The organism is Rhizobium sp. 1399, assembly GCF_031455475.1.
In the GTDB taxonomy this organism is placed as follows: Bacteria; Pseudomonadota; Alphaproteobacteria; order Rhizobiales; family Rhizobiaceae; genus Rhizobium.
Genome location: NZ_JAVDSU010000018.1, coordinates 111130 through 133519 on the forward strand (window position 1 = coordinate 111130; position 22390 = coordinate 133519).

General features: G+C 60.3%; 17 protein-coding genes. 7 read left to right on the plus strand and 10 right to left on the minus strand.

All coding sequences use genetic code 11. The features are described from left to right. The first annotated feature begins 49 nt into the window (after nucleotides 1–49). Nucleotides 50–1876, plus strand: coding sequence for a glutamine--fructose-6-phosphate transaminase (isomerizing) (gene glmS / locus J2X71_RS34620; RefSeq protein WP_310389612.1), 1827 nt, complete (start codon nucleotides 50–52; stop codon nucleotides 1874–1876). Nucleotides 1877–2000: 124 nt separating this feature from the next. After that, entirely contained in the window at nucleotides 2001–2687 is a 687-nt protein-coding gene (locus J2X71_RS34625; RefSeq protein WP_007811942.1) for a DUF502 domain-containing protein, read from the plus strand. Here the strand turns inward: J2X71_RS34625 and recG are convergent. Beyond that, on the minus strand, nucleotides 2684–4789 hold the full coding sequence (gene recG / locus J2X71_RS34630) for an ATP-dependent DNA helicase RecG (protein ID WP_310389615.1): 2106 nt from the start codon (nucleotides 4787–4789) through the stop codon (nucleotides 2684–2686). The genes J2X71_RS34625 and recG overlap by 4 nt on opposite strands. 95 nt (nucleotides 4790–4884) lie before the next feature. Between recG and J2X71_RS34635 the strand changes: the two genes are divergently transcribed. Then, a complete protein-coding gene (locus J2X71_RS34635; protein ID WP_113319909.1) occupies nucleotides 4885–5187 on the plus strand; it encodes a succinate dehydrogenase assembly factor 2 in 303 nt (100 codons plus the stop codon). Next, nucleotides 5184–8690, plus strand: coding sequence for a transcription-repair coupling factor (mfd, locus tag J2X71_RS34640; RefSeq protein ID WP_310389617.1), 3507 nt, complete (start codon nucleotides 5184–5186; stop codon nucleotides 8688–8690). The genes J2X71_RS34635 and mfd overlap by 4 nt, the downstream gene beginning before the upstream one ends. Nucleotides 8691–8755: 65 nt before the next feature. Here mfd and J2X71_RS34645 read toward each other — a convergent pair whose 3' ends face one another. Then, the gene (locus tag J2X71_RS34645; protein ID WP_310389619.1) at nucleotides 8756–9427 is read right to left on the minus strand and encodes a DsbA family oxidoreductase; all 672 of its coding nucleotides are present in this window, start codon (nucleotides 9425–9427) and stop codon (nucleotides 8756–8758) included. Between the two features lie 126 nt (nucleotides 9428–9553). Continuing rightward, entirely contained in the window at nucleotides 9554–11356 is a 1803-nt protein-coding gene (locus J2X71_RS34650; RefSeq protein WP_310389621.1) for an extracellular solute-binding protein, read from the minus strand. Between the two features lie 284 nt (nucleotides 11357–11640). Here J2X71_RS34650 and J2X71_RS34655 point away from each other — a divergent pair, with 284 nt between their 5' ends. Then, the gene (locus J2X71_RS34655) at nucleotides 11641–12312 is read left to right on the plus strand and encodes an invasion associated locus B family protein (RefSeq protein ID WP_113319913.1); all 672 of its coding nucleotides are present in this window, start codon (nucleotides 11641–11643) and stop codon (nucleotides 12310–12312) included. A 110-nt stretch (nucleotides 12313–12422) separates the two neighbouring features. On the opposite strand, the gene hspQ is transcribed toward J2X71_RS34655, so the two are convergent. The 3 genes from hspQ to J2X71_RS34670 all read right to left on the minus strand — a co-directional run bounded on the left by hspQ (nucleotide 12423) and on the right by J2X71_RS34670 (nucleotide 14732). Beyond that, nucleotides 12423–12752: a heat shock protein HspQ gene (gene hspQ, locus J2X71_RS34660; RefSeq protein WP_007811955.1), complete on the minus strand. Its 330-nt coding sequence runs from the start codon at nucleotides 12750–12752 to the stop codon at nucleotides 12423–12425. Nucleotides 12753–12905: 153 nt separating this feature from the next. After that, the gene (glnA, locus tag J2X71_RS34665; RefSeq protein ID WP_007811957.1) at nucleotides 12906–14315 is read right to left on the minus strand and encodes a type I glutamate--ammonia ligase; all 1410 of its coding nucleotides are present in this window, start codon (nucleotides 14313–14315) and stop codon (nucleotides 12906–12908) included. Nucleotides 14316–14393: 78 nt separating this feature from the next. After that, entirely contained in the window at nucleotides 14394–14732 is a 339-nt protein-coding gene (locus tag J2X71_RS34670) for a P-II family nitrogen regulator (protein ID WP_003539626.1), read from the minus strand. A gap of 344 nt (nucleotides 14733–15076) precedes the next feature. Between J2X71_RS34670 and J2X71_RS34675 the strand changes: the two genes are divergently transcribed. Next, entirely contained in the window at nucleotides 15077–16549 is a 1473-nt protein-coding gene (locus J2X71_RS34675; protein ID WP_310389627.1) for an NAD(P)H-hydrate dehydratase, read from the plus strand. A 4-nt stretch (nucleotides 16550–16553) separates the two neighbouring features. Here J2X71_RS34675 and J2X71_RS34680 read toward each other — a convergent pair whose 3' ends face one another. The 3 genes from J2X71_RS34680 to uvrA are packed head-to-tail and all read right to left on the minus strand — an operon-like array spanning nucleotide 16554 to nucleotide 20767. Continuing rightward, entirely contained in the window at nucleotides 16554–17360 is an 807-nt protein-coding gene (locus J2X71_RS34680) for a DUF72 domain-containing protein (protein ID WP_310389629.1), read from the minus strand. A gap of 24 nt (nucleotides 17361–17384) precedes the next feature. After that, nucleotides 17385–17846, minus strand: coding sequence for a GNAT family N-acetyltransferase (locus tag J2X71_RS34685; RefSeq protein ID WP_310389631.1), 462 nt, complete (start codon nucleotides 17844–17846; stop codon nucleotides 17385–17387). Next, nucleotides 17843–20767 carry an excinuclease ABC subunit UvrA gene (gene uvrA, locus J2X71_RS34690; RefSeq protein WP_310389633.1) on the minus strand — a complete coding sequence of 975 codons (2925 nt, stop codon included), beginning with the start codon at nucleotides 20765–20767 and terminating at the stop codon, nucleotides 17843–17845. The genes J2X71_RS34685 and uvrA overlap by 4 nt, the downstream gene beginning before the upstream one ends. Before the next feature lie 254 nt (nucleotides 20768–21021). Between uvrA and J2X71_RS34695 the strand changes: the two genes are divergently transcribed. After that, complete coding sequence (locus J2X71_RS34695; RefSeq protein ID WP_310389635.1) at nucleotides 21022–21585, plus strand: single-stranded DNA-binding protein; 564 nt, start codon at nucleotides 21022–21024, stop codon at nucleotides 21583–21585. Between the two features lie 42 nt (nucleotides 21586–21627). On the opposite strand, the gene J2X71_RS34700 is transcribed toward J2X71_RS34695, so the two are convergent. Next, the gene (locus tag J2X71_RS34700) at nucleotides 21628–22275 is read right to left on the minus strand and encodes a MarC family protein (protein WP_310389637.1); all 648 of its coding nucleotides are present in this window, start codon (nucleotides 22273–22275) and stop codon (nucleotides 21628–21630) included. Between the last annotated feature and the right edge of the window lie 115 nt (nucleotides 22276–22390).

A 22390-nucleotide genomic window follows, 5' to 3' on the forward strand; every position in this document is an offset into this window, starting at 1 on the left:
GGGAATCGCTAGGACTGGCCTCACCAATGAGGCGTGAGGGGAAGTTTGCATGTGCGGAATTGTGGGGATCGTCGGAAATGCGCCGGTTGCGGGCCGTCTCGTCGATGCGCTGAAGCGGCTGGAATATCGCGGCTACGATTCCGCCGGCGTTGCCACGATCCATGAAGGCGTAATGGATCGCCGCCGCGCAGAGGGCAAGCTCTTCAATCTCGAAAAGCGTCTCGACAGCGAGCCGCTGCCCGGAACGACCGGCATCGCCCATACGCGCTGGGCAACCCATGGTGTGCCGAACGAGACCAACGCCCATCCGCATTTCGTCGAAGGCGTCGCCGTTGTCCACAATGGCATCATCGAGAACTTCTCCGAGCTGCGCGACGAGCTGAGCCAAGAGGGCGCGGCCTTTCAAAGCCAGACCGATACGGAAGTCGTCGCCCACCTGATGGCGAAATATCTGCGCGAGGGTCTTTCCCCGCGCGAAGCCATGCTGAAGATGCTGAACCGCGTCACCGGCGCCTATGCGCTGGCGGTCATGCTGAAGAATGACCCCGGCACGATCATGGCGGCCCGCTCCGGCCCGCCGCTGGCCATCGGTTACGGCAAGGGCGAAATGTTCCTGGGCTCGGATGCCATTGCGCTATCGCCATTCACCAACGAGATCACCTATCTCGTCGATGGCGACTGGGCGATCATCAACCGCGAGGGCGCGACCGTACTCGATTTCTCCGGCAAGGTGGTCAAGCGTCCACGGCAGATCTCCCAGGCGACCGCTTATGTGGTTGACAAGGGCAATCACCGCCACTTCATGGAAAAGGAAATCTACGAGCAGCCCGAGGTCATCTCCCATGCGCTCAGCCACTATGTGGATTTCGCTGCCAACACGATCAGCCCGAATGCATCCGCCATCGACTTCAAGGCGGCGACCGGTCTTGCAATATCGGCCTGCGGCACGGCCTATCTCGCTGGCCTGATCGGCAAATATTGGTTCGAACGTTATGCGCGCCTGCCGGTCGAAATCGATGTCGCTTCGGAGTTCCGTTACCGCGAAATGCCGCTGCAGCCTTCGCAGGCGGCCCTCTTCATTTCGCAGTCGGGCGAGACCGCCGATACGCTGGCATCACTCCGCTACTGCAAAGACAACGGTTTGAAGATCGGCGCCGTCGTCAACGTGCGGGAATCGACCATCGCCCGCGAATCCGACGCCGTCTTCCCGATCATGGCCGGGCCGGAAATCGGCGTTGCCTCCACCAAGGCCTTCACCTGCCAGCTTGCCGTGCTTGCTTCGCTGGCAATCGGCGCCGGCCGTGCGCGCGGCACGATCAGCGCCGACGACGAGAAGGCGATGGTACGCCATCTTGCGGAAATGCCGCGCATCATGAGCCGCGTCCTCAATCTCATCCAGCCGCAGATGGAAGGCCTGTCCCGCGAACTCTCAAAGTGCAAGGACGTGCTCTATCTCGGCCGCGGCACCAGCTTCCCGCTCGCCATGGAAGGCGCGCTGAAGCTCAAGGAAATCTCCTATATCCATGCCGAAGGTTATGCCGCCGGCGAGTTGAAGCATGGACCGATCGCGCTGATCGACGAAAACATGCCCGTCATCGTCATCGCACCCTATGACCGTTTCTTCGAGAAGACGGTCTCCAACATGCAGGAAGTCGCAGCCCGCGGCGGCCGAATCATCTTCATCACCGACGAGAACGGTGCGGCTGCTTCGAAACTGCCGACGATGGCGACGATCACGCTTCCGAATGTCGATGAAATCATCTCGCCGATGATCTTCTCGCTGCCGATCCAGCTGCTCGCTTACCACACGGCGGTCTTCATGGGCACGGACGTCGACCAGCCGCGCAACCTCGCAAAATCGGTGACTGTGGAGTAAGTCCTGAGAGGCCGAAATATATTGTATGATAAGCCGAATTCTGGCAGTTTTGTGCCTGCGGACACAGGGGGAGGGCCGGGTGAACCGGACTGTCTAAAGACTGAAACGGAGTTCATCAGAAAAGATGACCGAGAAGGCTCCCCGAGTGCCGGTCGCAATGCGGCTGAGGAATAATTTTCTCGCCGGCCTTATCATCTGTGCCCCGATCGCGATCACCATCTGGCTGACCTGGACCTTCATCCACTGGTCTGACAGCTGGGTGCGGCCCTATATCCCGGCGCGCTGGAATCCGGAAAGCTACATAAATTTCGCCATTCCCGGCTTCGGTCTGTTGACCGCGGTGATTATCATCACGATCGTTGGCTTCCTCGGCAAGAACCTCATCGGTCAGAGCATCGTCCGCTTCGGCGAATCTATCGTTCAGCGCATGCCGCTGGTGCGCACTATCTACAGAAGCGTGAAGCAGATCTTCGAAACGGTGCTGAAGGAACAGTCGAATTCCTTCAAGAAGGTCGGCCTGATCGAATATCCTGGCCCAGGCCTTTGGGCGCTCGTCTTCATCGCCACCGATGCCAAGGGCGAGATTGGTTCGAAGTTCAACGCGATGGGTGAGGATATGGTCGCGGTCTTCCTGCCGCCAACACCGGTGCCGACGGCGGGCTTTCTCATCTTCGTGCCGCGCGAGAAGATCGTTATGCTTGACATGAACCCGGAGGATGCCGCCAAATTCCTGATATCAGGCGGCCTCGTCGCCCCGGAACATTTGCCGGTCGTCCGTCCCAAGCCGAAGGCGATATCCAAGGTCGACTAACCGGCTCTGAGGAACCGGATCGCTTCGTCTCGACGGAAGAGATAGAGCAGGGTGCGCACTGCCTCGCCGCGTTCGCTCGTCAATTCCGGATCGCGCTCGATCAGATAGGCCGCGTCCTTGCGGGCGATCTCCAGGAGATCGGCATGCGCCTCGAGACTGGCGATGCGAAAGCCCGGCGTACCTGACTGACGGGTCCCGAGAACTTCGCCTTCGCCGCGCAGCTTCAGATCCTCTTCCGCAATCCGGAAGCCGTCTTCCGTTTCGCGCATGATGGAGAGCCGCGCATGGCCCGTTTCACCGAGAGGCCCCTTATAGAGCAGGATGCAGGTCGAGGCCTCGTCGCCTCGTCCGACACGCCCGCGAAGCTGGTGGAGCTGTGCCAGCCCGAAGCGCTCGGCATGTTCGATCACCATGATCGTCGCATCTGGCACGTCGACCCCGACTTCGACGACGGTGGTCGCCACCAGCAGCCGCAATTCGCCGCTCTTGAAGGCGAGCATCACGGCATCCTTCTCCGGTCCGCTCATGCGCCCGTGAATGAGGCCGATGCCTGGACCGAGCGCAGAGACCAGCGTCGCATGCCGCTCCTCCGCCGACATCAGATCCAGCTCTTCGGATTCCTCGACCAACGGGCAGATCCAATAGGCCTTCTTGCCTTCCACCAGCGCGCTCTTCAGGCGGCCAACGATCTCGCCGGTCCGCTCGGTCGGAACGGTGATCGTCTGGATCGGCTTGCGGCCAGCCGGCTTCTCCGTCAGCTTTGAGACGTCCATGTCGCCAAAGGCTGCCAGCACCAGCGTGCGTGGGATCGGCGTTGCCGTCATGACCAACATATGCGGCGAGATGCCCTTTGCCGTTAGCCGCAGGCGCTGGTGCACGCCGAAACGATGCTGCTCGTCGACGACGGCCAGCATCAGGTTCTTGTAATTGACGCTGTCCTGGAAGAGAGCGTGCGTGCCGATGATGATCTGCGCTTCGCCCGATGCAATACGCTCGAGAATATCTTCGCGCTCGCGACCCTTGGTACGGCCCGTCAGCACTTCGACGCCAAGACCGGCGGCACCCGCAAATTTCGAGATCGTAGCATGATGCTGGCGGGCGAGAATTTCCGTCGGCGCCATCAGCACGGCTTGTCCGCCACTCTCGATGACGGCAGCCATCGACAACAACGCGACCAGCGTCTTGCCGGAGCCGACATCGCCTTGCAGCAGCCGCAGCATGCGCTCCGTGCCGGCCATATCCTTCAGGATGTCGGCAACGGCTTCTGTCTGGCTGCGCGTTGGCGAAAAGGGAAGGTTTTGCAATATTTTGTCGCTGATTTCTCCAGTGGAATATACGGGTTGCCCGGCCACTTTGCGCAGCCTCTGGCGCACCAGCGTCAGCGACAGCTGACCGGCCAGGAACTCGTCATAGGCAAGCCTGCGGCGGGCAGGGGCTTGCGGGTCGATGTCGGATGGATCCCGCGGCTCGTGGAGCATATGAAAGCTATCGCGGATCGACGGCAGACCCTGCTTCTGCGCCAGCGAAAGATCGATCCATTCCGGCAATTCCGGCATGCGGGGTAGGGCCGCGTCGATGATCTTGCGTAGCGTCTTCGGCGAAAGCCCCGCCGTCAGCGGATAGATCGGCTCGACCAGCGGCAGGTTCTCGGCATCGCTCGCCCTGACGATATAGTCGGGGTGGACCATGGAGGCGCGGCCGTTGAACCAATCGACCTTGCCACTGACGGTTACTTCCTCGTCGATCGGCAGCTGTTTTTCCAGCCACGCCGCCTGTCCGCGGAAGAAAACGAGCGAAAGCTCGCCAGTCTCGTCGTGCAGGAAGACGCGGTAGGGAATATTGCTCTTGCCGCGTGGCGGCGCCTGATGCCGGTCCACACGGGCGGTGATCGTCACGATAGCGCCCTGCGGCGCGCGGGCTATCCCCGGCTGGTTGCGCCGGTCGATCAGTGAATAGGGCGCATGGAACAGGAGGTCGATGACCCGGCAATCGTCAGGCGTCTCGCGTCCGAGCAGCTTGACGAAGAGCTCCGAGATCTTCGGGCCGACGCCAGGAAGGCCCGAAACGGGAGAAAACAGCGGATCGAGAATGGCGGGGCGCATGGGCGCCAAAATGCGATGAACAATAGGGCCTTGGCAAGGCTGACAAGCCGCTTTCGAGGGTCTATAGAGGCGCATCAACAAAGAAGGTGAATGCCATGACAGGTGTAACGCTCACGAGCGCCGGTCTTGACCCGCGCCGCCGCCGGATTCTTTTCCGTTGCTGGCACCGCGGGATCAGAGAGATGGATCTTGTCTTCGGCCAGTTCGCTGAAAACGAACTTCCCACCATGAGCGAAGCCGAGCTCGACGAGTTCGAGGCGATCATGGCGGAGGAGGACAATGACCTCGTGCGCTGGATCATGGGAACCTGGCCGACGCCCGAGCATTTAAAGACACCCATGTTTGCCCGCATTGCCGCCTATAAGCCCGATTTTGACACGCCCCGGATGCCTGAATGATCCCCGGTTTTGACGCCAAGAAGCTTGCAGCCGCCGCCGAGCCGCTGACGATCGGCAACGTGCCTGCGGGCATGGAACCGCTGCTGCTTGCCGAGCTCGCCCGCAACGGCGAACCCGTTGCCTATGTTCTGTCAGATGGTCATCGTATGGCCGATCTGGAGCAGATGCTGGGCTTCGTCGCGCCCGATATCCCGATCCTTACACTGCCTGCCTGGGACTGTCTTCCCTATGACCGTGTGTCGCCAAGCGCCGATACCTCGGCACGCCGTCTGGCCGCGCTCTCGGGTCTGATCGCCCACCGCAAGAAGCCGCATGCGGCAATCGTGCTGGTGACGGCTAATGCCATGCTGCAGAAGGTGGCACCGCAGGATATAATCGAAAGCCTTACCTTCTCGGCGCGACCAGGTAATCAGGTGCGCATGGAGGATATTGCCGGCCGGCTGGAGCGCAACGGCTTCGAGCGCGTGGCAACCGTGCGTGAGGTCGGCGAATATGCCGTGCGTGGCGGCATTCTCGATGTCTTCGTGCCCGGTTCTGAAGAGCCTGTCCGCCTCGATTTCTTCGGCGATACGCTGGAGAGCATCCGCAGCTTCGATCCGGCAAGCCAGCGCACCATCGGGCAGGTCCGCTCCCTTGATCTCAACCCGATGAGCGAGGTGACGCTGACGCCGGATACGATCAGCCGCTTCCGCAAGAACTACCTCTCCACCTTCGGTGCTGCCACCCGCGACGATGCGCTCTACCTCGCCGTATCGGAAGGACGCCGCTATCCCGGCATGGAACACTGGCTGCCGCTGTTCTACGAAAAGCTGGATACGGTGTTCGATTACCTCTCGGGCTTCCGCATCGTCACCGATCATACGGTGCGTGAGGCGGCCGAAGAGCGCTCCAAGCTCGTCTATGACTATTATGATGCGCGCCTGAATTCCGGCCAGCCGGGCAAGGGACAGATGGCGCAGGGCACGCCCTATAAGCCGGTCTCGCCCGGTCAGCTCTATCTCGACAGCAAGATCTTCGCGCGCACGCTCGATGCGATTAACGCTATCAGGGTGTCGCCTTTCAACGAACATGAGGGCGAGGCACGCCGCGTCGTCAATCTCGATGCACGCCAGGGGCCGCGATGGGCGCGCTCCAATGCCGAAGGCGGCGGCGATGCCGAGCGCGTCAACGTCTTCGACGTCGTTGTCAAACATATTGCCGACAAGCGCGCCGGCGGCGCGAAGGTCGTCATCACCGCCTGGACCGAGGGGTCGCTCGAGCGTCTGCTACAGGTCCTCAACGAACACGGCCTTGAACGGATCAAGCCGATCACCGCGTTGAAGGATCTCGGCGGCCTGGCAAAGGGTGAGGCGGCAGCGGCTGTATTCAGCCTGGAATCCGGTTTCGAGACCGGCGATCTCATCGTCATCGGCGAGCAGGATATTCTCGGCGACCGTATGGTGCGCCGCTCCCGCCGCAGGAAGCGTGCGGCAGACTTCATCTCCGAAGTCGCCGGCCTTGATGAAGGATCGATCGTCGTCCACGCCGAACACGGAATCGGCCGTTTCGTTGGCCTTCGCACCATCGAGGCGGCCGGCGCGCCGCATGCCTGCCTCGAGCTGCAATATGCAGATGATGCCAAGCTTTTCCTGCCGGTCGAAAATATCGATCTTCTGTCGCGCTTTGGCGGTGAGGGCACGGAAGTACAGCTCGACAAGCTCGGCGGTGGCGCATGGCAGATGCGCAAGGCCAAGCTCAAGAAGCGGCTGCTGGATATGGCCGATGCGCTGATCCGCATCGCCGCCGAGCGCCTGACGCGCCACGCGCCCGTGCTGACGACGCCGGAAGGGCTCTACGACGAATTCGCCGCCCGTTTCCCCTATGACGAAACGGAAGATCAGGACAACGCCATCGAAGCCGTGCGCGGAGATCTCGGCGCCGGCCGCCCGATGGATCGCTTGGTCTGCGGCGACGTCGGCTTCGGCAAGACCGAGGTCGCACTGCGCGCCGCCTTCGTCGCTGCCATGAACGGCGTGCAGGTCGCCGTCGTCGTGCCGACGACGCTGCTCTCCCGCCAGCATTTCAAGACTTTCTCCGAGCGGTTCCGTGGTCTGCCGATCCGCATCCAGCAGGCCTCGCGCCTCGTCGGCTCCAAGGAGCTGGCGCTCACCAAGAAGGAAGTCGCCGACGGCAAGACGGATATCGTCGTCGGCACCCACGCGCTGCTCGGCGCCGGCATCAACTTCGCCAATCTCGGCCTGCTCATCATCGACGAAGAGCAGCATTTCGGCGTCAAGCACAAGGAACGCCTGAAGGAGTTGAAGAGCGATGTGCATGTGCTGACGCTCTCGGCAACGCCGATCCCGCGCACGCTGCAGCTTGCCATGACCGGGGTGCGCGAACTCTCGCTGATCACCACGCCGCCGGTCGACCGCATGGCGGTGCGCACCTTCATTTCGCCCTTCGACAGCCTCGTCATCCGCGAGACGCTGATGCGCGAGCACTATCGCGGCGGCCAGAGCTTCTATGTCTGCCCGCGCTTAGCCGATCTGGAAGATGTCCACGCTTTCCTGCAGTCCGACGTGCCGGAGCTGAAGGTTGCTGTCGCCCATGGCCAGATGCCGGCCGGCGAACTGGAGGACATCATGAATGCCTTCTATGAAGGCCGTTACGATGTGCTGCTCTCGACCACCATCGTCGAATCCGGCCTCGATGTGCCGACGGCGAACACGCTGATCGTCCATCGCGCCGATATGTTCGGCCTCGCGCAGCTCTACCAGCTGCGCGGCCGTGTCGGCCGTTCGAAGGTGCGCGCCTTCGCGCTCTTCACGCTGCCGGTCAACAAGGTGCTGACGGCAACTGCCGAGCGCCGCCTCAAGGTGCTGCAGTCGCTGGACACACTCGGCGCCGGCTTCCAGCTCGCAAGCCACGACCTCGATATCCGCGGTGCGGGCAACCTGCTCGGCGAGGAACAGTCCGGCCACATCAAGGAAGTCGGCTTCGAGCTGTATCAGCAGATGCTGGAAGAGGCAGTCGCCGAGGTGAAGGGCGTCGACGAGATCCAGGATACCGGCTGGTCGCCGCAGATATCCGTCGGCACGACCGTGATGATCCCGGAAGGCTACGTACCCGACCTGCACCTGCGCATGGCGCTCTACCGCCGCCTCGGCGAACTTACCGATCTCAAGGAGATCGATGGCTTCGGTGCCGAGATGATCGATCGCTTCGGCCCGATGCCGGTGGAGGTCCAGCACCTGCTGAAGATCGTCTACATCAAGTCGCTCTGCCGCACGGCCAATGTCGAGAAACTCGATGCCGGCCCCAAGGGCGTCGTCGTGCAGTTCCGCAACAAGGAATTCCCCAACCCCGCCAATCTCGTCGGTTATATTGGCAAGCAGGGCGCAATGGCGAAGATCCGCCCTGACCACAGCCTCTTCCTGACCCGCGACCTGCCGACCCCGGAAAAGCGTCTGCAAGGTGCAGCCGTCATCATGACGCAGCTTGCGGAGCTCGCGAAAAGCTAAAGGCAGCCCGGCGAAAACCGGACTGCCCTCCAACTGCGTTTTCAGTTTGTCGATCCTGACGCGCGTCAGTTCATCCCGGCACGTGCTTCGGCCTTAGCTGCGGCAATTTCCCTGAGAGCGCCCGCCAGCACATCAGGTGTCTGTGCGCCGCTGACGGCATATTGCTGGTCGAAGATGAAGAACGGCACCCCGTTGACACCCATGCGCTGCGCTGCGTCGATTTCCGAGAGAATGACGCTGCTATCGGCGTCCGAAGCGAGCAGGGCGGCAATGACCGAGCGCTGCAGACCTGACTTCTCGGCAATATCGAGCAGCACCTCATGATCGCCGACATTGCGGCCTTCCTCGAAATTGGCCTTGAACAGCGCCGAGACGACTGCCTCCTGCTTCTGCCGGTCCTCGACACCAGCCCAGTGGATCAGGCGGTGCGCATCGAGCGTATTCGGCCCGATCTTGATGGCCTCGAAATTGAACTTGATGCCGACTTCGCGGCCATAGCCGGTCAGCATCTTGTGCGCCTCAGCCACGCGTTCGGTGCCACCGAGTTTCTGCTCCAGCATCTTTTTCTGGTCGACACCTTCGGGCGGATAATCCGGGTTGAGGCGGTAGGGGCGCCAGTTGATATCGACGCCGATTTCATCCTGCACCTCGGCGATCGCCAACTCCAGCCGCGCCTTGCCGAGATAGCACCAGGGGCAGACGACATCAGAGACAACGTCGATGGTGATGCGTTCCATTGTGATTCCTTATTCTGCCATCCCTCAATGACGGTTGGCTCAATCGCATAGAAGATGTTTTCGACGATCTTTAGAGGAAGGTCGAGGCAAGAGAAAGGAAATAGAACGACGCGTCTGATGATGTGATTATTGCGCGCTCGTATCCCACCATGTCTGCAACTGATAGCCATAGAGCGGCACCACATCCGGGTGACCGATGCGCTTGTTGCGCGCAACCCACTGCTGATCGATGTGGTAGAGGGGTAGCACATAGTGGTTGGAGAGCAGCAGCCGGTCATAGGAGCGGACGGACGCCGTAAAATCCTCTGTCGAGCGCGAGCGCAGCAGATGATCGATCAGCGTATCGAGATTGGGGTCGTTGGCCCCGGCGAAACTGTCCGTCCCTTCACGCGTGCGGGCAGCGGACGACCAGCGGCCGAGTTGCTCGTTGCCGGGTGAGAGCGATGAGGTGTAGGCCTTCATGATCATGTCATAGTCGAAGCTGTTCGTGCGGCTCTGGTACTGCGAATCGTCGACGGTGCGGATCGACGCGGCGACACCGATCGTCTGCAGCGATCGCTGGTAGGCGACGGCGAGCTTCTCCTGGTCAGCATTCTGGGTCATGATCTCGAAGGCGAGCTGCTTGCTGCTCTGATCGGCCATCTTGCCGCCCTGGATCGTGTAGCCTCCCTGTTTCAGGAGGTCGACAGCCTGCCTCAGCACGTTGCGGTCGCGTCCCGAGCCATCGGTCACCGGCAGCTTGTAGCTGCCGTCAAGAATGGCGGGGTCGATCTGGTCCTTGATCGGTCCGAGCAGCGCCAGCTCACGTGCATCCGCCGGTACCCCGAAACTCGAGAGATCGGAATTCTGCCAGAAGCTTTGCGTGCGCTTGTAAGCGCCGGAATAGAGATTCTTGTTGGCCCATTCGAAATCGAAGACCAGCGACAGGCCCTCGCGCACCTTGATATCGCTAAAGATCGGCCGCCGCGTATTGAAGACGAAGCCGAGCATACCGCTCGGCAGTTTCGGCTTGAACACATCCTTCACGACCGCGCCCGACGTTGCGGCCGGGAAATCATAGGCATTGGCCCAATGCCCCGGATTGCCTTCCAGATAGATATCGACGTCGCCTTTCTTGAAGGCCTCGAAAAGCGTCGTATCCTGCAGGAAATACTGCACGGTGAGCTGGTCGTAATTGTCCATTCCGACCTTGGCCGGAATGTCCTTGCCCCAGTAATTCGGGTCGCGCTCATAGGTGATGCTTTCGCCCGGCTTCAGGTTCTTGATCTTGTAGGGACCGGATCCAACAGGTGGCGTGAGCGAGCTGCGGTCGAAGCTATCGGGGTCGATCGCGTGTTTTGGCAGGATGGGAAACAGGCCGAAGATCATCGGCGTCTCGCGGTCTGCCTTCTCATTGAAGGTGAAGCGTACGCTGTGGTCGCCAATCTTCTCCATCTTTGAAACGAGATTGAGGCGGCTGGAGAAGGGCACGCGCCCTTTGTCGCGCAGGAGCTCGAAGGAAAAGATCACGTCTTCGGGCGTGACCGGCTGCCCGTCCGACCACCTGGCTTTCGGATTGAGGTTGAACTGGATGAAGGTGCGGTCTTCATCCCAGTCCACCGTTTCCGCCAGCAGGCCGTAGAGCGTGAAGGGCTCGTCGCTCGAACGCTGCAGCATGGATTCGTAGATGAGGTTGCCGAATTGCGGATCCCACATGCCGCGCGCCGTCGTGCGCATGCTTTTCAGGATAAAGGGGTTTAAACTATCGAAAGTGCCGACCACGCCGTAGGTGATCTTCCCGCCCTTCTTCACGTCGGGATTGACGTAAGGGAAGTGCTTATAATCGGCAGGCAGCGCTGCCGAACCATGCATGGCGATACCATGCACAGGTTCCGCGGCGGCGGCACCGCAGGTAAGCATGAAAGCGGCGAGGAGGACGATCCGAAGCATTCTGAAATTCCTTGATGCGTGGCGACGGGCACGATTCGCCGGAAGGGTAGCATGGGAGCGCTCAATTCCAACCGCAGCCGCCGCTTTCTTTACCTATGTGCCAAAATGCCCGCGAAATTGCCAAAGAAATGCTGGATATCTTCAACGCTGCGATGTAACACGTGACCCGAAGTTTTGGGGTCATGCATTTGCCTTATTTTTTTAAGAGGTGGAGTGCCGAACGACCCGGTGGTTGGGGCGGCCGAACGTAGCCCCGAAACGGATATCAGGAGACGGAATTCGTTATGATGTTCAAGTCTGAAAAGAAAATGCGGGCAGCACTGTCCGTTATGGCAGTGATCTTCGGTGCTTCGGCTCCGGTCTCGTCCTTCGCACAGGACGCAGCCGCCCAGGCTCCGGCAGCGTCGGCTGACGCTCCCGCACAGGCCGTCGGCGCACCGCGCCTCGGCTGGTACAAGACCTGCAGCAAGCAGGAAGACAACGACATCTGCGTTGTTCAGAATCTGGTTCTCGCCAACGGCGGCCAGCTGGTGACGGCTGTCGGCCTGATCTCGGTTTCCGGCAAGATCAACCGCAAGATTCTTCAGGTTTCGGTTCCGGCCGCACGCTTGATCCCTCCGGGCATCAGCATGCAGATCGATGGTGGCAAGGGCCAGAAGCTCGATTACGCCGTTTGCCTGCCGGACAAGTGCACAGCTGAAATTCCGCTGACGGACGCCATGATCGCAAGCCTCAAGAAGGGCAGCGACGTGGTCTTCACCTCGATCAACTTCCGCCGTGCTGCGAACCCGATCAAGGTTTCGCTCGAAGGCTTCACCGGCGCCTATGACGGCGAACCGGTTTCCGAGTCGAAGCTCGCCGAAAGCCAGCGCAGCCTGCAGGACAGCATGCAGAAGAAGGCTGAAGAAGCCCGCAAGAAGCTGGAAGACGCCCAGAAGGCAGCAAAGGCCCAGTAATCGGGACTTTAACGAATTGACGAAAAGCCCGGCTTCAGGCCGGGTTTTTTGTTGCCAAAAGAAAGGCCCCGACATGCGGGGCCTTGTTATGGGAGTTATGTGATCCGACTTTAATGGGCGAAGCTCATCTTGGGTTTGAACTGGCCTGTCGGACCGCGGTCGAAGATCTGTTCGACCTGCGGATTGCGAAGCGGTGTGTCGCTCTCGTCGCTCACCAGGTTCTGCTCGGAGACGTAAGCGACATATTCGCTGTCGTCGTTTTCGGCGAGCAGATGGTAGAACGGCTGGTCCTTGCTGGGGCGGACTTCCGCGGGAATGGAATTCCACCACTCTTCCGTATTCGCGAACTCCGGATCAACGTCGAAGATGACGCCGCGAAACGGAAAAACCTTGTGCCGGACCACTTCGCCTATACTGAACTTTGCAACTCTTTCTTTCATGGTACGACTTCCTTTCTCACCTGATTTGGTGATCGGTCCCCCGCAAATCAAGATTTTTACGGGATTTCGTCACATGATCGTCATGTCTGCCGATCGGCGTTCATGACCTCGGGGTCGAAAAAGCCCCGGCGAACCGGGGCTTCCTGTCTTGTCTTACGCCGAGTAGTACATGTCGTATTCGACCGGATGCGGCGTCATTTCGAAGCGCATCACTTCGGCCATCTTCAGTTCGATGAACGCGTCGATTTGGTCGTCATCAAAGACGCCGCCGGCCGTCAGGAACTTGCGGTCCTTGTCGAGGCTTTCGAGCGCTTCGCGCAGAGAGCCGCAGACGGTCGGGATCTTCTTCAGTTCCTTCGGCGGCAGGTCGTAAAGATCCTTGTCCATGGCTTTGCCGGGATGGATCTTGTTCTTGATGCCGTCGAGGCCTGCCATCAGCATGGCAGCGAAGGCGAGGTAGGGGTTGGCAGTCGGATCCGGGAAGCGGACTTCGACGCGCTTTGCCTTCGGGTTGGAGCCGAACGGAATGCGGCAGGAGGCCGAGCGGTTGCGGGCGGAATAGGCCAGCAGTACCGGAGCCTCATAACCCGGGACGAGACGCTTGTAGGAGTTCGTCGACGGGTTGGTGAAGGCGTTGATCGCCTTGGCATGCTTGATGATGCCGCCGATATAGTAGAGGCAGGTTTCGGAAAGGCCTGCATATTCGTCGCCGGCAAAGGTCGGCTTGCCGCCCTTCCAGATCGACTGGTGTACGTGCATGCCCGAGCCGTTATCGCCGAAGATCGGCTTCGGCATGAAGGTTGCCGTCTTGCCATAGGCATTGGCGACCTGATGAACGACGTACTTGTAGATCTGCATCTTGTCGGCGTTGCGAACGAGCGTGTCGAACTTAATGCCGAGCTCGTGCTGGGCGGCGGCCACTTCGTGATGGTGCTTTTCGACGACGACGCCCATTTCAGAGAGAACCGTCAGCATTTCCGAACGCATGTCCTGGGCGCTGTCGACGGGGGGAACCGGGAAGTAGCCGCCCTTGACGCGCGGGCGGTGGCCGAGGTTGCCGGTCTCATAGTCGGTGTCGTCGTTCGACGGCAGTTCGGTGGAGTCGAGCTTGAAGCCGGTATTGTACGGGTCGGCCTTGTACTTGACGTCGTCGAAGACGAAGAATTCGGCTTCCGGGCCGACGAAGATCGTGTCACCGATGCCGGATGCTTTCAGATAGGCTTCGGCCTTCTTGGCGGTGCCGCGCGGATCGCGGTTATAGGCTTCGCCGGAAACCGGGTCGAGGATGTCGCAGACAATAACCATGGTCGATTGGGCGAAGAACGGGTCCATATGCACCGTGTCCGTGTCGGGCATTAGCACCATGTCGGACTCGTTGATGGCCTTCCAGCCGCCGATCGAGGAACCGTCGAACATGACGCCGTCGGCGAACATGTCTTCATCGACGCAGGCTATGTCCATCGTAACGTGCTGCAGCTTGCCCTTGGGGTCGGTGAAGCGCAGGTCGACGAACTTTACATCGTTGTCCTTGATCTGCTTCAGGATTTCGCTTGCACTCGCCATAAGATGCTTCCTCTGTTTTGTGATGATGTTACGTTATGTGCGATGAGGATGGTCAAGCTTCGCCGAAGGCAAAGCCGGTCAGATGGCATCGATACCGGTTTCACCGGTTCGGATGCGAATGACCTCTTCGACGTTGGAAACGAAAATCTTTCCGTCGCCGATGCGCCCCGTCTGCGCGGCCTTGCGGATCGCGTCGATGACGGCCTCCGCGTTTTCATCTGCGAGCACGACCTCAACCTTCACCTTCGGCAGGAAATCGACGACATATTCTGCGCCGCGGTAGAGTTCGGTATGGCCCTTCTGGCGACCGAAGCCCTTCGCTTCCGTGACAGTGATACCCTGCAGACCGACTTCCTGAAGGGCTTCCTTCACCTCGTCCAGCTTGAAAGGCTTAATGATCGCTTCGATCTTTTTCATGAGAAAATGTCTCTCCGCTTCTCCCGTTACAGCAGGAACCTTCCCGCTCGCGGGATATGATGCAGATATCGTGCCAGTTTGAAATCCGTCTCACCCAAAAAATCGCGGAATTTTGTGCGTGCGACCTTGTTTGCCTGCGTTTTCGTGTCGTTTTGATAAAAAAAGAGGTGAACAATAGTGCGTTTTGATCAAAAATGACGCGAAAATTGAAAAAATCCCTCGACTCATAATTTCTTACGGTCTGTCGTGTGTGGGTCGAAAAATAGGCAAATGCATAATATTTGCTCTTTCGTTGTGATAATCATGCGGTTGTTTTTTAGGCGCTTTTTGAATTGAATAGAGGCATGAGCAAACGCCTCGCCGATCTTCTCCTGACCCCTGTCGAAATGGCTGCGGCCGATAAGGCTGCAGCCGAATCCGGAATCGATTCCTATGGCCTGATGGAAAAGGCAGGTGCCGCGGTCGCGGCTGCAGCATTGCGTCTTTATCCCGGCGCACAACGTTTTGCGGTGTTCTGCGGCCCCGGCAACAATGGCGGTGACGGTTATGTCGTCGCCCGGCTCCTGCAGGAGAGTGGTGGACGGGTGGAAATCTTCCATCTTGGTAACCCGGAAAAGCTGACGGGCGATGCGGGCCGCGCTAGAGCAGCCTGTGCGATGAAGGGGGAGGATATCGCGTGCTATGACCAGCAGCTGGGTGATGTCATCATCGACGGCCTCTTCGGAGCCGGCCTTGCACGGGATGTGCCATCCGAGGTCGCCGATCTGATCCACAAGGTCGGCAAGGCAGGAACTCCCGTCATCGCCATCGATCTGCCATCTGGCCTGGACGGGCGCACCGGCGCCGTGCTCGGCGGCGCCTTCCGAGCGGCGCATACGGTGACCTTCATGACCCGCAAGCCCGGCCATCTGCTGATGCCTGGCAGGGAGCTTTGCGGCACGCTCGAGGTCTTCGACATCGGCATCCCCGGACGCATCATCAGGGCGCAGACGGATGGCCGTGTGGACGAGAATACACCTGCCGCATGGCGCGCTGTCATTCCGACCGAGCAGCTGGAGACCCACAAATATAAGCGTGGTCACCTTGTCGTATTTTCGGGTGAGGCGAGCAAGACGGGCGCCGCCCGCATGTCGGCCATGGCGGGGTTGAAGGCCGGGGCAGGGCTCGTTACCATCGCCGCGCCGACCGAAGCACTTTCCGCCAATAGCGCGCACCTGACAGCCGTCATGCTGCACGCCATTGATGATGCAGCAGCATTGGCAGGATGGCTGAAGGACACACGCCTTCAAACCTTCGTTCTCGGCCCCGGTTTCGGCATCGGAAAGAAGACCCGCAAATTCGTATCCCTACTGCGCGACCGTCATCTCGTTCTCGACGCCGATGGCATCAGCTCCTTCAAGGACGATCCGCAGGCGCTTTTCGAGCTGTTCAAGGGAGTGCCGCGCCTCGTTCTCACGCCGCACGACGGCGAGTTTGCCCGCCTCTTTCCCGATATTGCCGCCGACGAGAAGGCGGGCAAGGTCGACAAGGCGCTCGCCGCTGCCAGCCGCGCCAATGCTGCTATCATCTATAAGGGGGCGGATACCGTCATCGCCTCACCGGACGGCCGGGCGCTGATCAACACCAACGCACCGGTCTGGCTTGCCACCGCCGGCTCCGGCGATGTGCTGGCAGGCATTATCGGCGGCCTGCTCGCCCAAGGCCTGCCGGCCTTCGAGGCAGCCGCCGCTGCTGTCTGGCTGCATGGAGAGGCAGGCCAACGCGCCGGCAAGGGGTTGACGGCCGAAGACCTCGCCGCGCACGTGCTGCCTTATTGAGCGATTACTTGTCGACCCGCTTCTGTAGGGCGATCGCCCCGTGCGGCGCATTGACCTTGCCCTCGTGGATCATGAAGGCAAAGACGTCGCGCGGCTCGACCTTGACCTTCCTGTCCTTGTCGATCAGCGGTAAGTCGTCAGGCACTTTGCCCTCGGCCCAGATCTGTAGCCGCTTGGTCCAATCCTTCAGCTCCGGTTCCGGATAGCAGGTCGGGATATCGTCGGACCCTTTCTGCAGCCGCGTATAGACGAAATCCGCTGTCACATCGGCAATCATCGGATAGTCGAAATGCTCGGCGCAGACGGGTGCCACGCCATATTTCTCCAGCAGCGCCACGAATTCCGGCACCTTGAAGGAATCGTGCCGGACTTCCACGACATGGCGCAGCTTCAGCCCATCCTGTTTTTCCGGCAGCAGCTTCAGAAAGGCTTCAAAATCATCGGGTTCGAATTTCTTTGTTGGCGCGAATTGCCAGAGCAGTGGGCCGAGGCGATCACCAAGTTCGCTGATGCCCGACGAGAGGAACCTCGCCATCGACTCCCAGGCTTCGGCAAGCACGCGCCGGTTCGTGGTGTAACGCGTCGCTTTCAGCGAAAAAACGAAGCCATCGGGCACATCGGCGGCCCACTTCGCGAAGACTGCCGGCTTCTGCGTGCTGTAATAGGTGCCGTTGACCTCGATGACCTTCAGCTGGCGGCTGGCATAGTTCAGCTCGTCCTTCTGCTTGAGATCGGTGGGAAAGAAATGGCCGCGCCACGGCTCGAACGTCCAGCCGCCGATGCCTACGCGGATCGTGCCCGATTTGCTCATCTGCTCCTCCTCGCTTGCGATCTCTCAGATCGCACCAACCTTTTTCGTCATATCGACGACGGTCCATCCTGGCCGATAGGGATTGGGCCGGCGACCCGTTTCCTGAAAACCGAAGGCGGAATAAAGCGCGATGTTCCGCTCCATCCGCGCATTGGTATAGAGCCGCATCTCAGGCGTTTCCCACTCCCGCGCTTTGTCCTCCAGCCAGCGCAACATGGCCACACCATGTCCCGCTCCCTGGAAGTCCGGCGATACCGCGATACTGAAAAGCATCACGTGGTCGGCATGGCGCTCGACGACAGAGAGCCCCGTCACAGCACCGTCAGCCTCCCGCAGCCAGACCTCGCCGCGCTCAATCCGCGGCTTGTAATCTTCCGTCACCGGAATCGGCGGATAGCCGAAAAGATCGGTATAGGGCTGGTAGGCGGCCGTCGTCAGCGCCACGACGCCGGGCAGGTCCGCAATCGTGGCGAGCCGCATGGTCATTCCGCCGCTGCGACCGCCTTCTTGACCGGTCGCCGCTCCAGCAGCTCCTTGAGGAACTGGCCGGTATAGGAGCGCTTCTCCTTGACGATCGTCTCTGGCGTGCCGACAGCCACGATCTCGCCGCCGCCGTCACCACCCTCGGGGCCGAAATCGAGGATCCAGTCGGCAGTTTTGATGACTTCGAGATTGTGCTCGATGACAACGACCGAATTGCCCTGATTGACTAGTTCGTGCAGCATTTCCAGGAGCTTGGCGACGTCATGGAAGTGCAAGCCGGTGGTAGGCTCGTCGAGGATATAGAGGGTGCGGCCCGTCGAGCGTTTCGACAATTCCTTGGCGAGCTTGACGCGCTGCGCCTCGCCGCCCGAGAGCGTATTGGCCTGCTGACCGACCTTGATGTACCCGAGACCGACATCGAAAAGCGACTGCAGCTTGTCGCGCACGGCCGGGACGGCCGTGAAGAACTCGACACCTTCCTCCACGGTCATATCGAGCACGTCGGAAATCGACTTGCCCTTGAAGGTGACATCGAGCGTTTCGCGGTTGTAACGCTTGCCGTGGCAGACGTCGCAGGTGACGTAGACATCAGGCAGGAAGTGCATCTCGATCTTGATGACGCCATCGCCCTGGCAGGCCTCGCAGCGGCCGCCCTTGACGTTGAAGGAGAAACGACCTGGCTGATAACCGCGCGCCTTCGCCTCCGGCAGGCCGGCAAACCAGTCACGGATCGGTGTGAACGCGCCGGTATAGGTTGCGGGGTTCGAACGCGGCGTGCGGCCGATCGGCGATTGGTCGATGTCGATCACCTTGTCGATATGCTCGAAACCATCGATGCGGTCGTGATCGGCAGGGATTTCACGAGCGCCCATGACACGCCGTGCCGCCGACTTGTAGAGAGTCTCGATCAGGAAGGTGGACTTGCCGCCACCCGAGACACCCGTCACAGCCGTAAAGACGCCAAGCGGAATGGCCGCTGTGACGTTCTTCAGATTGTTACCGCGTGCGCCGACGACCTTGATCTCCTTGCCCTTCTTAGGCTTGCGCCGCTCATCGGGCAGGGTCACACCAAGCTCGCCCGACAGATATTTGCCGGTGAGCGACTTTGGATTGGCCATGATTTCCTGCGGTGTGCCATGCGCCACTACCTGGCCGCCATGCACACCGGCGGCGGGGCCGATATCGACCACATCGTCAGCCGTCAGGATCGCATCTTCGTCATGTTCGACCACGATGACTGTATTGCCGATGTCACGAAGGTGCTTCAGCGTATCGAGAAGACGGGCATTGTCGCGCTGATGCAGGCCGATCGACGGCTCGTCGAGCACGTAGAGAACGCCGGTCAGGCCTGATCCAATCTGCGAGGCAAGACGGATACGCTGGCTCTCGCCGCCGGAAAGCGTGCCGGAATTGCGAGACAGGCTCAGATATTCGAGACCCACATCGTTGAGGAACCGCAGGCGGTCGCGGATTTCCTTGAGGATGCGCACGGCAATCTCGTTCTGCTTGGCGTTGAATGCCGCCGGCAGCGTCTCGAACCAGTCGCGTGCGATCCGGATCGACATCTGCGTGACTTCGCCGATATGCAGCTTGTTGATCTTGACCGCGAGCGCTTCCGGCTTCAGGCGAAAACCGTTGCAGGCCGGGCAGGGGGCCGCCGACATGAAGCGCTCGATATCCTCGCGCGCCCAGGCCGAATCCGTTTCCTTCCAGCGCCGCTCGAGATTGGGCACGATGCCTTCGAAATTCTTCGAGGTCGTGTAGGAGCGCGCGCCATCGGCATAGTGGAATTCAATCCTCTCCTCGGTGCCGTTCAGGATGATATCCTTGGCTTTTGCGGGAAGGTCGTTCCAGCGGCTGCCGAGCTTGAAACCGAAATGCTTGCCGAGCGCTTCCAGCGTCTGGTTGTAATAGGGCGAAGTGGACTTGGCCCAGGGCGCGATAGCGCCGTCGCGCAGCGTACGCTCCGGCTCCGGCACGATCAGATCAGGGTCGATCTTCTGCTGCGAACCGAGACCGTCGCAGGTCGGGCATGCGCCAAAGGGATTGTTGAACGAGAAGAGCCGTGGTTCGATTTCCGGAATGGTGAAACCGGAGACCGGGCAGGCGAACTTTTCCGAAAACAGCACGCGTTCGTGTGTCTCGTTGAGCGATTTGTTGGCCGAGCCGCCAGCCGAGGTTTCCTCAGGCGGCAACGGCTTGTCGGCGAATTCGGCAACGGCGAGGCCATCGGCAAGCTTCAGCGCCGTTTCGAAACTGTCGGCCAGGCGCGAGGCCATGTCGGGCCGCACGACGATACGGTCGATGACCACGTCGATATCGTGCTTGTATTTCTTGTCGAGAACAGGTGCATCGGCGATCTCGTAGAACTGACCGTCTACCTTGACGCGCTGGAAGCCCTTTTTCATGAGCTCCGCCAATTCCTTCTTATACTCGCCCTTGCGGCCGCGGATCATCGGCGCCAGGATGTAAAGACGCGTGCCTTCCTCGAAGGCCAGCACACGGTCGACCATCTGGCTAACCGTCTGGCTTTCGATCGGCAGGCCCGTGGCCGGCGAATAGGGAACCCCGACGCGCGCAAACAGCAGGCGCATATAGTCGTAGATTTCGGTAACCGTGCCAACCGTCGAGCGAGGGTTGCGCGAGGTCGTCTTCTGCTCGATCGAGATTGCCGGCGACAACCCGTCGATCTGGTCGACATCGGGTTTCTGCATCATTTCCAGGAACTGGCGCGCATAGGCCGAAAGGCTTTCGACATAGCGGCGCTGGCCCTCGGCATAGATCGTATCGAAGGCGAGCGAGGACTTGCCGGAGCCGGAAAGGCCGGTCATGACGATCAGCTTGTTCCGCGGCAGATCGAGGTCTATGCCCTTCAGATTATGCTCGCGCGCGCCACGGATGGAGATCGTCTTCAGTTCGCTCATCGTCTCTGCTTCAGATGGTTTGGGGATAACAGCCCTTATTTAGTGATGCCAGCGGGCGAGTCGAGGCTGAAAGTCCGGAACAACAAAGGTTTTCGATTCTGTTGACAGGATCATAACGAATAATTAGAACAAATAAAGAACAAAATTCCTTGTGGATTAAGAAGGGCTGGATGCGCATCGCTTGTCCTCTATGGTTTAAGGTGCGCCGATGATTTTTGAACGCCGCCGGTCAGGGCGGCAGTAAGGTGAATGATATGGCTGGCAGTGTGAACAAGGTAATTCTTATCGGAAACGTGGGCGCCGACCCCGAAATCCGGCGCACGCAGGATGGCCGGCCGATCGCCAATCTTCGCATCGCGACCTCGGAAACCTGGCGCGACCGCAATTCCGGCGAGCGCCGCGAAAAAACCGAATGGCACACGGTGGTGGTCTTCAACGAAGGCCTCTGCAAAGTGGTCGAGCAATATGTGAAGAAGGGCGCCAAGCTCTATATCGAAGGCGCTCTGCAGACACGCAAGTGGCAGGACCAGACCGGCAACGACCGCTACTCGACGGAAATCGTGCTGCAGGGTTTCAATTCGACGCTGACGATGCTCGACGGGCGCGGTGGTGAGGGCGGCGGTGCTGGCTCCGGCTTCGGCGGCGGCCGTGGCAGCGACGATTTCGGTGGCGGTGGTTATGGCGACGATTACGGCGCACCCGCTCCAGCGTCCGGTGGTGGTCGCAGCGGTGGTGGTCGTAGCGGCGGAAGCAGCGGCGGCGGTAGCGCTGGCGGCGGCAACTTCTCACGGGATCTCGACGACGACATTCCGTTTTGATCGGTCTTATTCAGTAGCAAACGGCGCCCTCGGGCGCCGTTTTCATGTCGGCGTGGCGCTGATCAGGTTGAGAGCAGATTTCGCACCGTCGACAACGAACTGCGCGGCGAGTGCGGCCAGGATCACGCCGAGAAGACGGGTCAGGATCGCCCGGCCGGTGACGCCGAGGAAGCGGTCGAGCCGGTCAGCCAGGAAAAGCACCACCAGCGTGATCAGCAGGCAGCCGGCAATGACGCCGATCAGCTGCGCCCGCTCGACGGTGGAGGGCAGAGTGCCTCCGAGCAGGATCGTCGCCGAAATGGCGCCCGGCCCGGCAATTAGCGGCAGTGCCAGCGGGAAGACGGCAATATTCTCGATATGATCCTTGGTGATCGCCACTTCCGTGGTCTTTTCCTTGCGGTCCTGGCGCTTCTCGAAAACCATTTCGAAGGCAATCCAGAAGAGCAGCAATCCGCCCGCCAGGCGGAAGGCGCCGATGGAAATGCCGAGCACGCCGAGCACGCTGGAGCCGAACAGGGCGAAAACAGCAAGGATGATGAAAGCGATCGTCACACCGCGCAGCGCCACCTGCTTTCGCTCCGGGCGGCTCATGCCGACAGTGAGGCCGAGAAAGAGCGGGGCAAGTCCCGGCGGATCGATGGTGACGAGAAGCGTCGTGAACGCGTTGATCAGTTGGTCGGCGCTTGCCATCGCTTCTCCAAAACCCCATATAGATGCTTGTTTTTCATGATTGTGCTGTGCCGATTCCGATTTGGCAAATGCATGATCGCTGATTGTCTCCCTGCCATGGGCAAATACCATGATT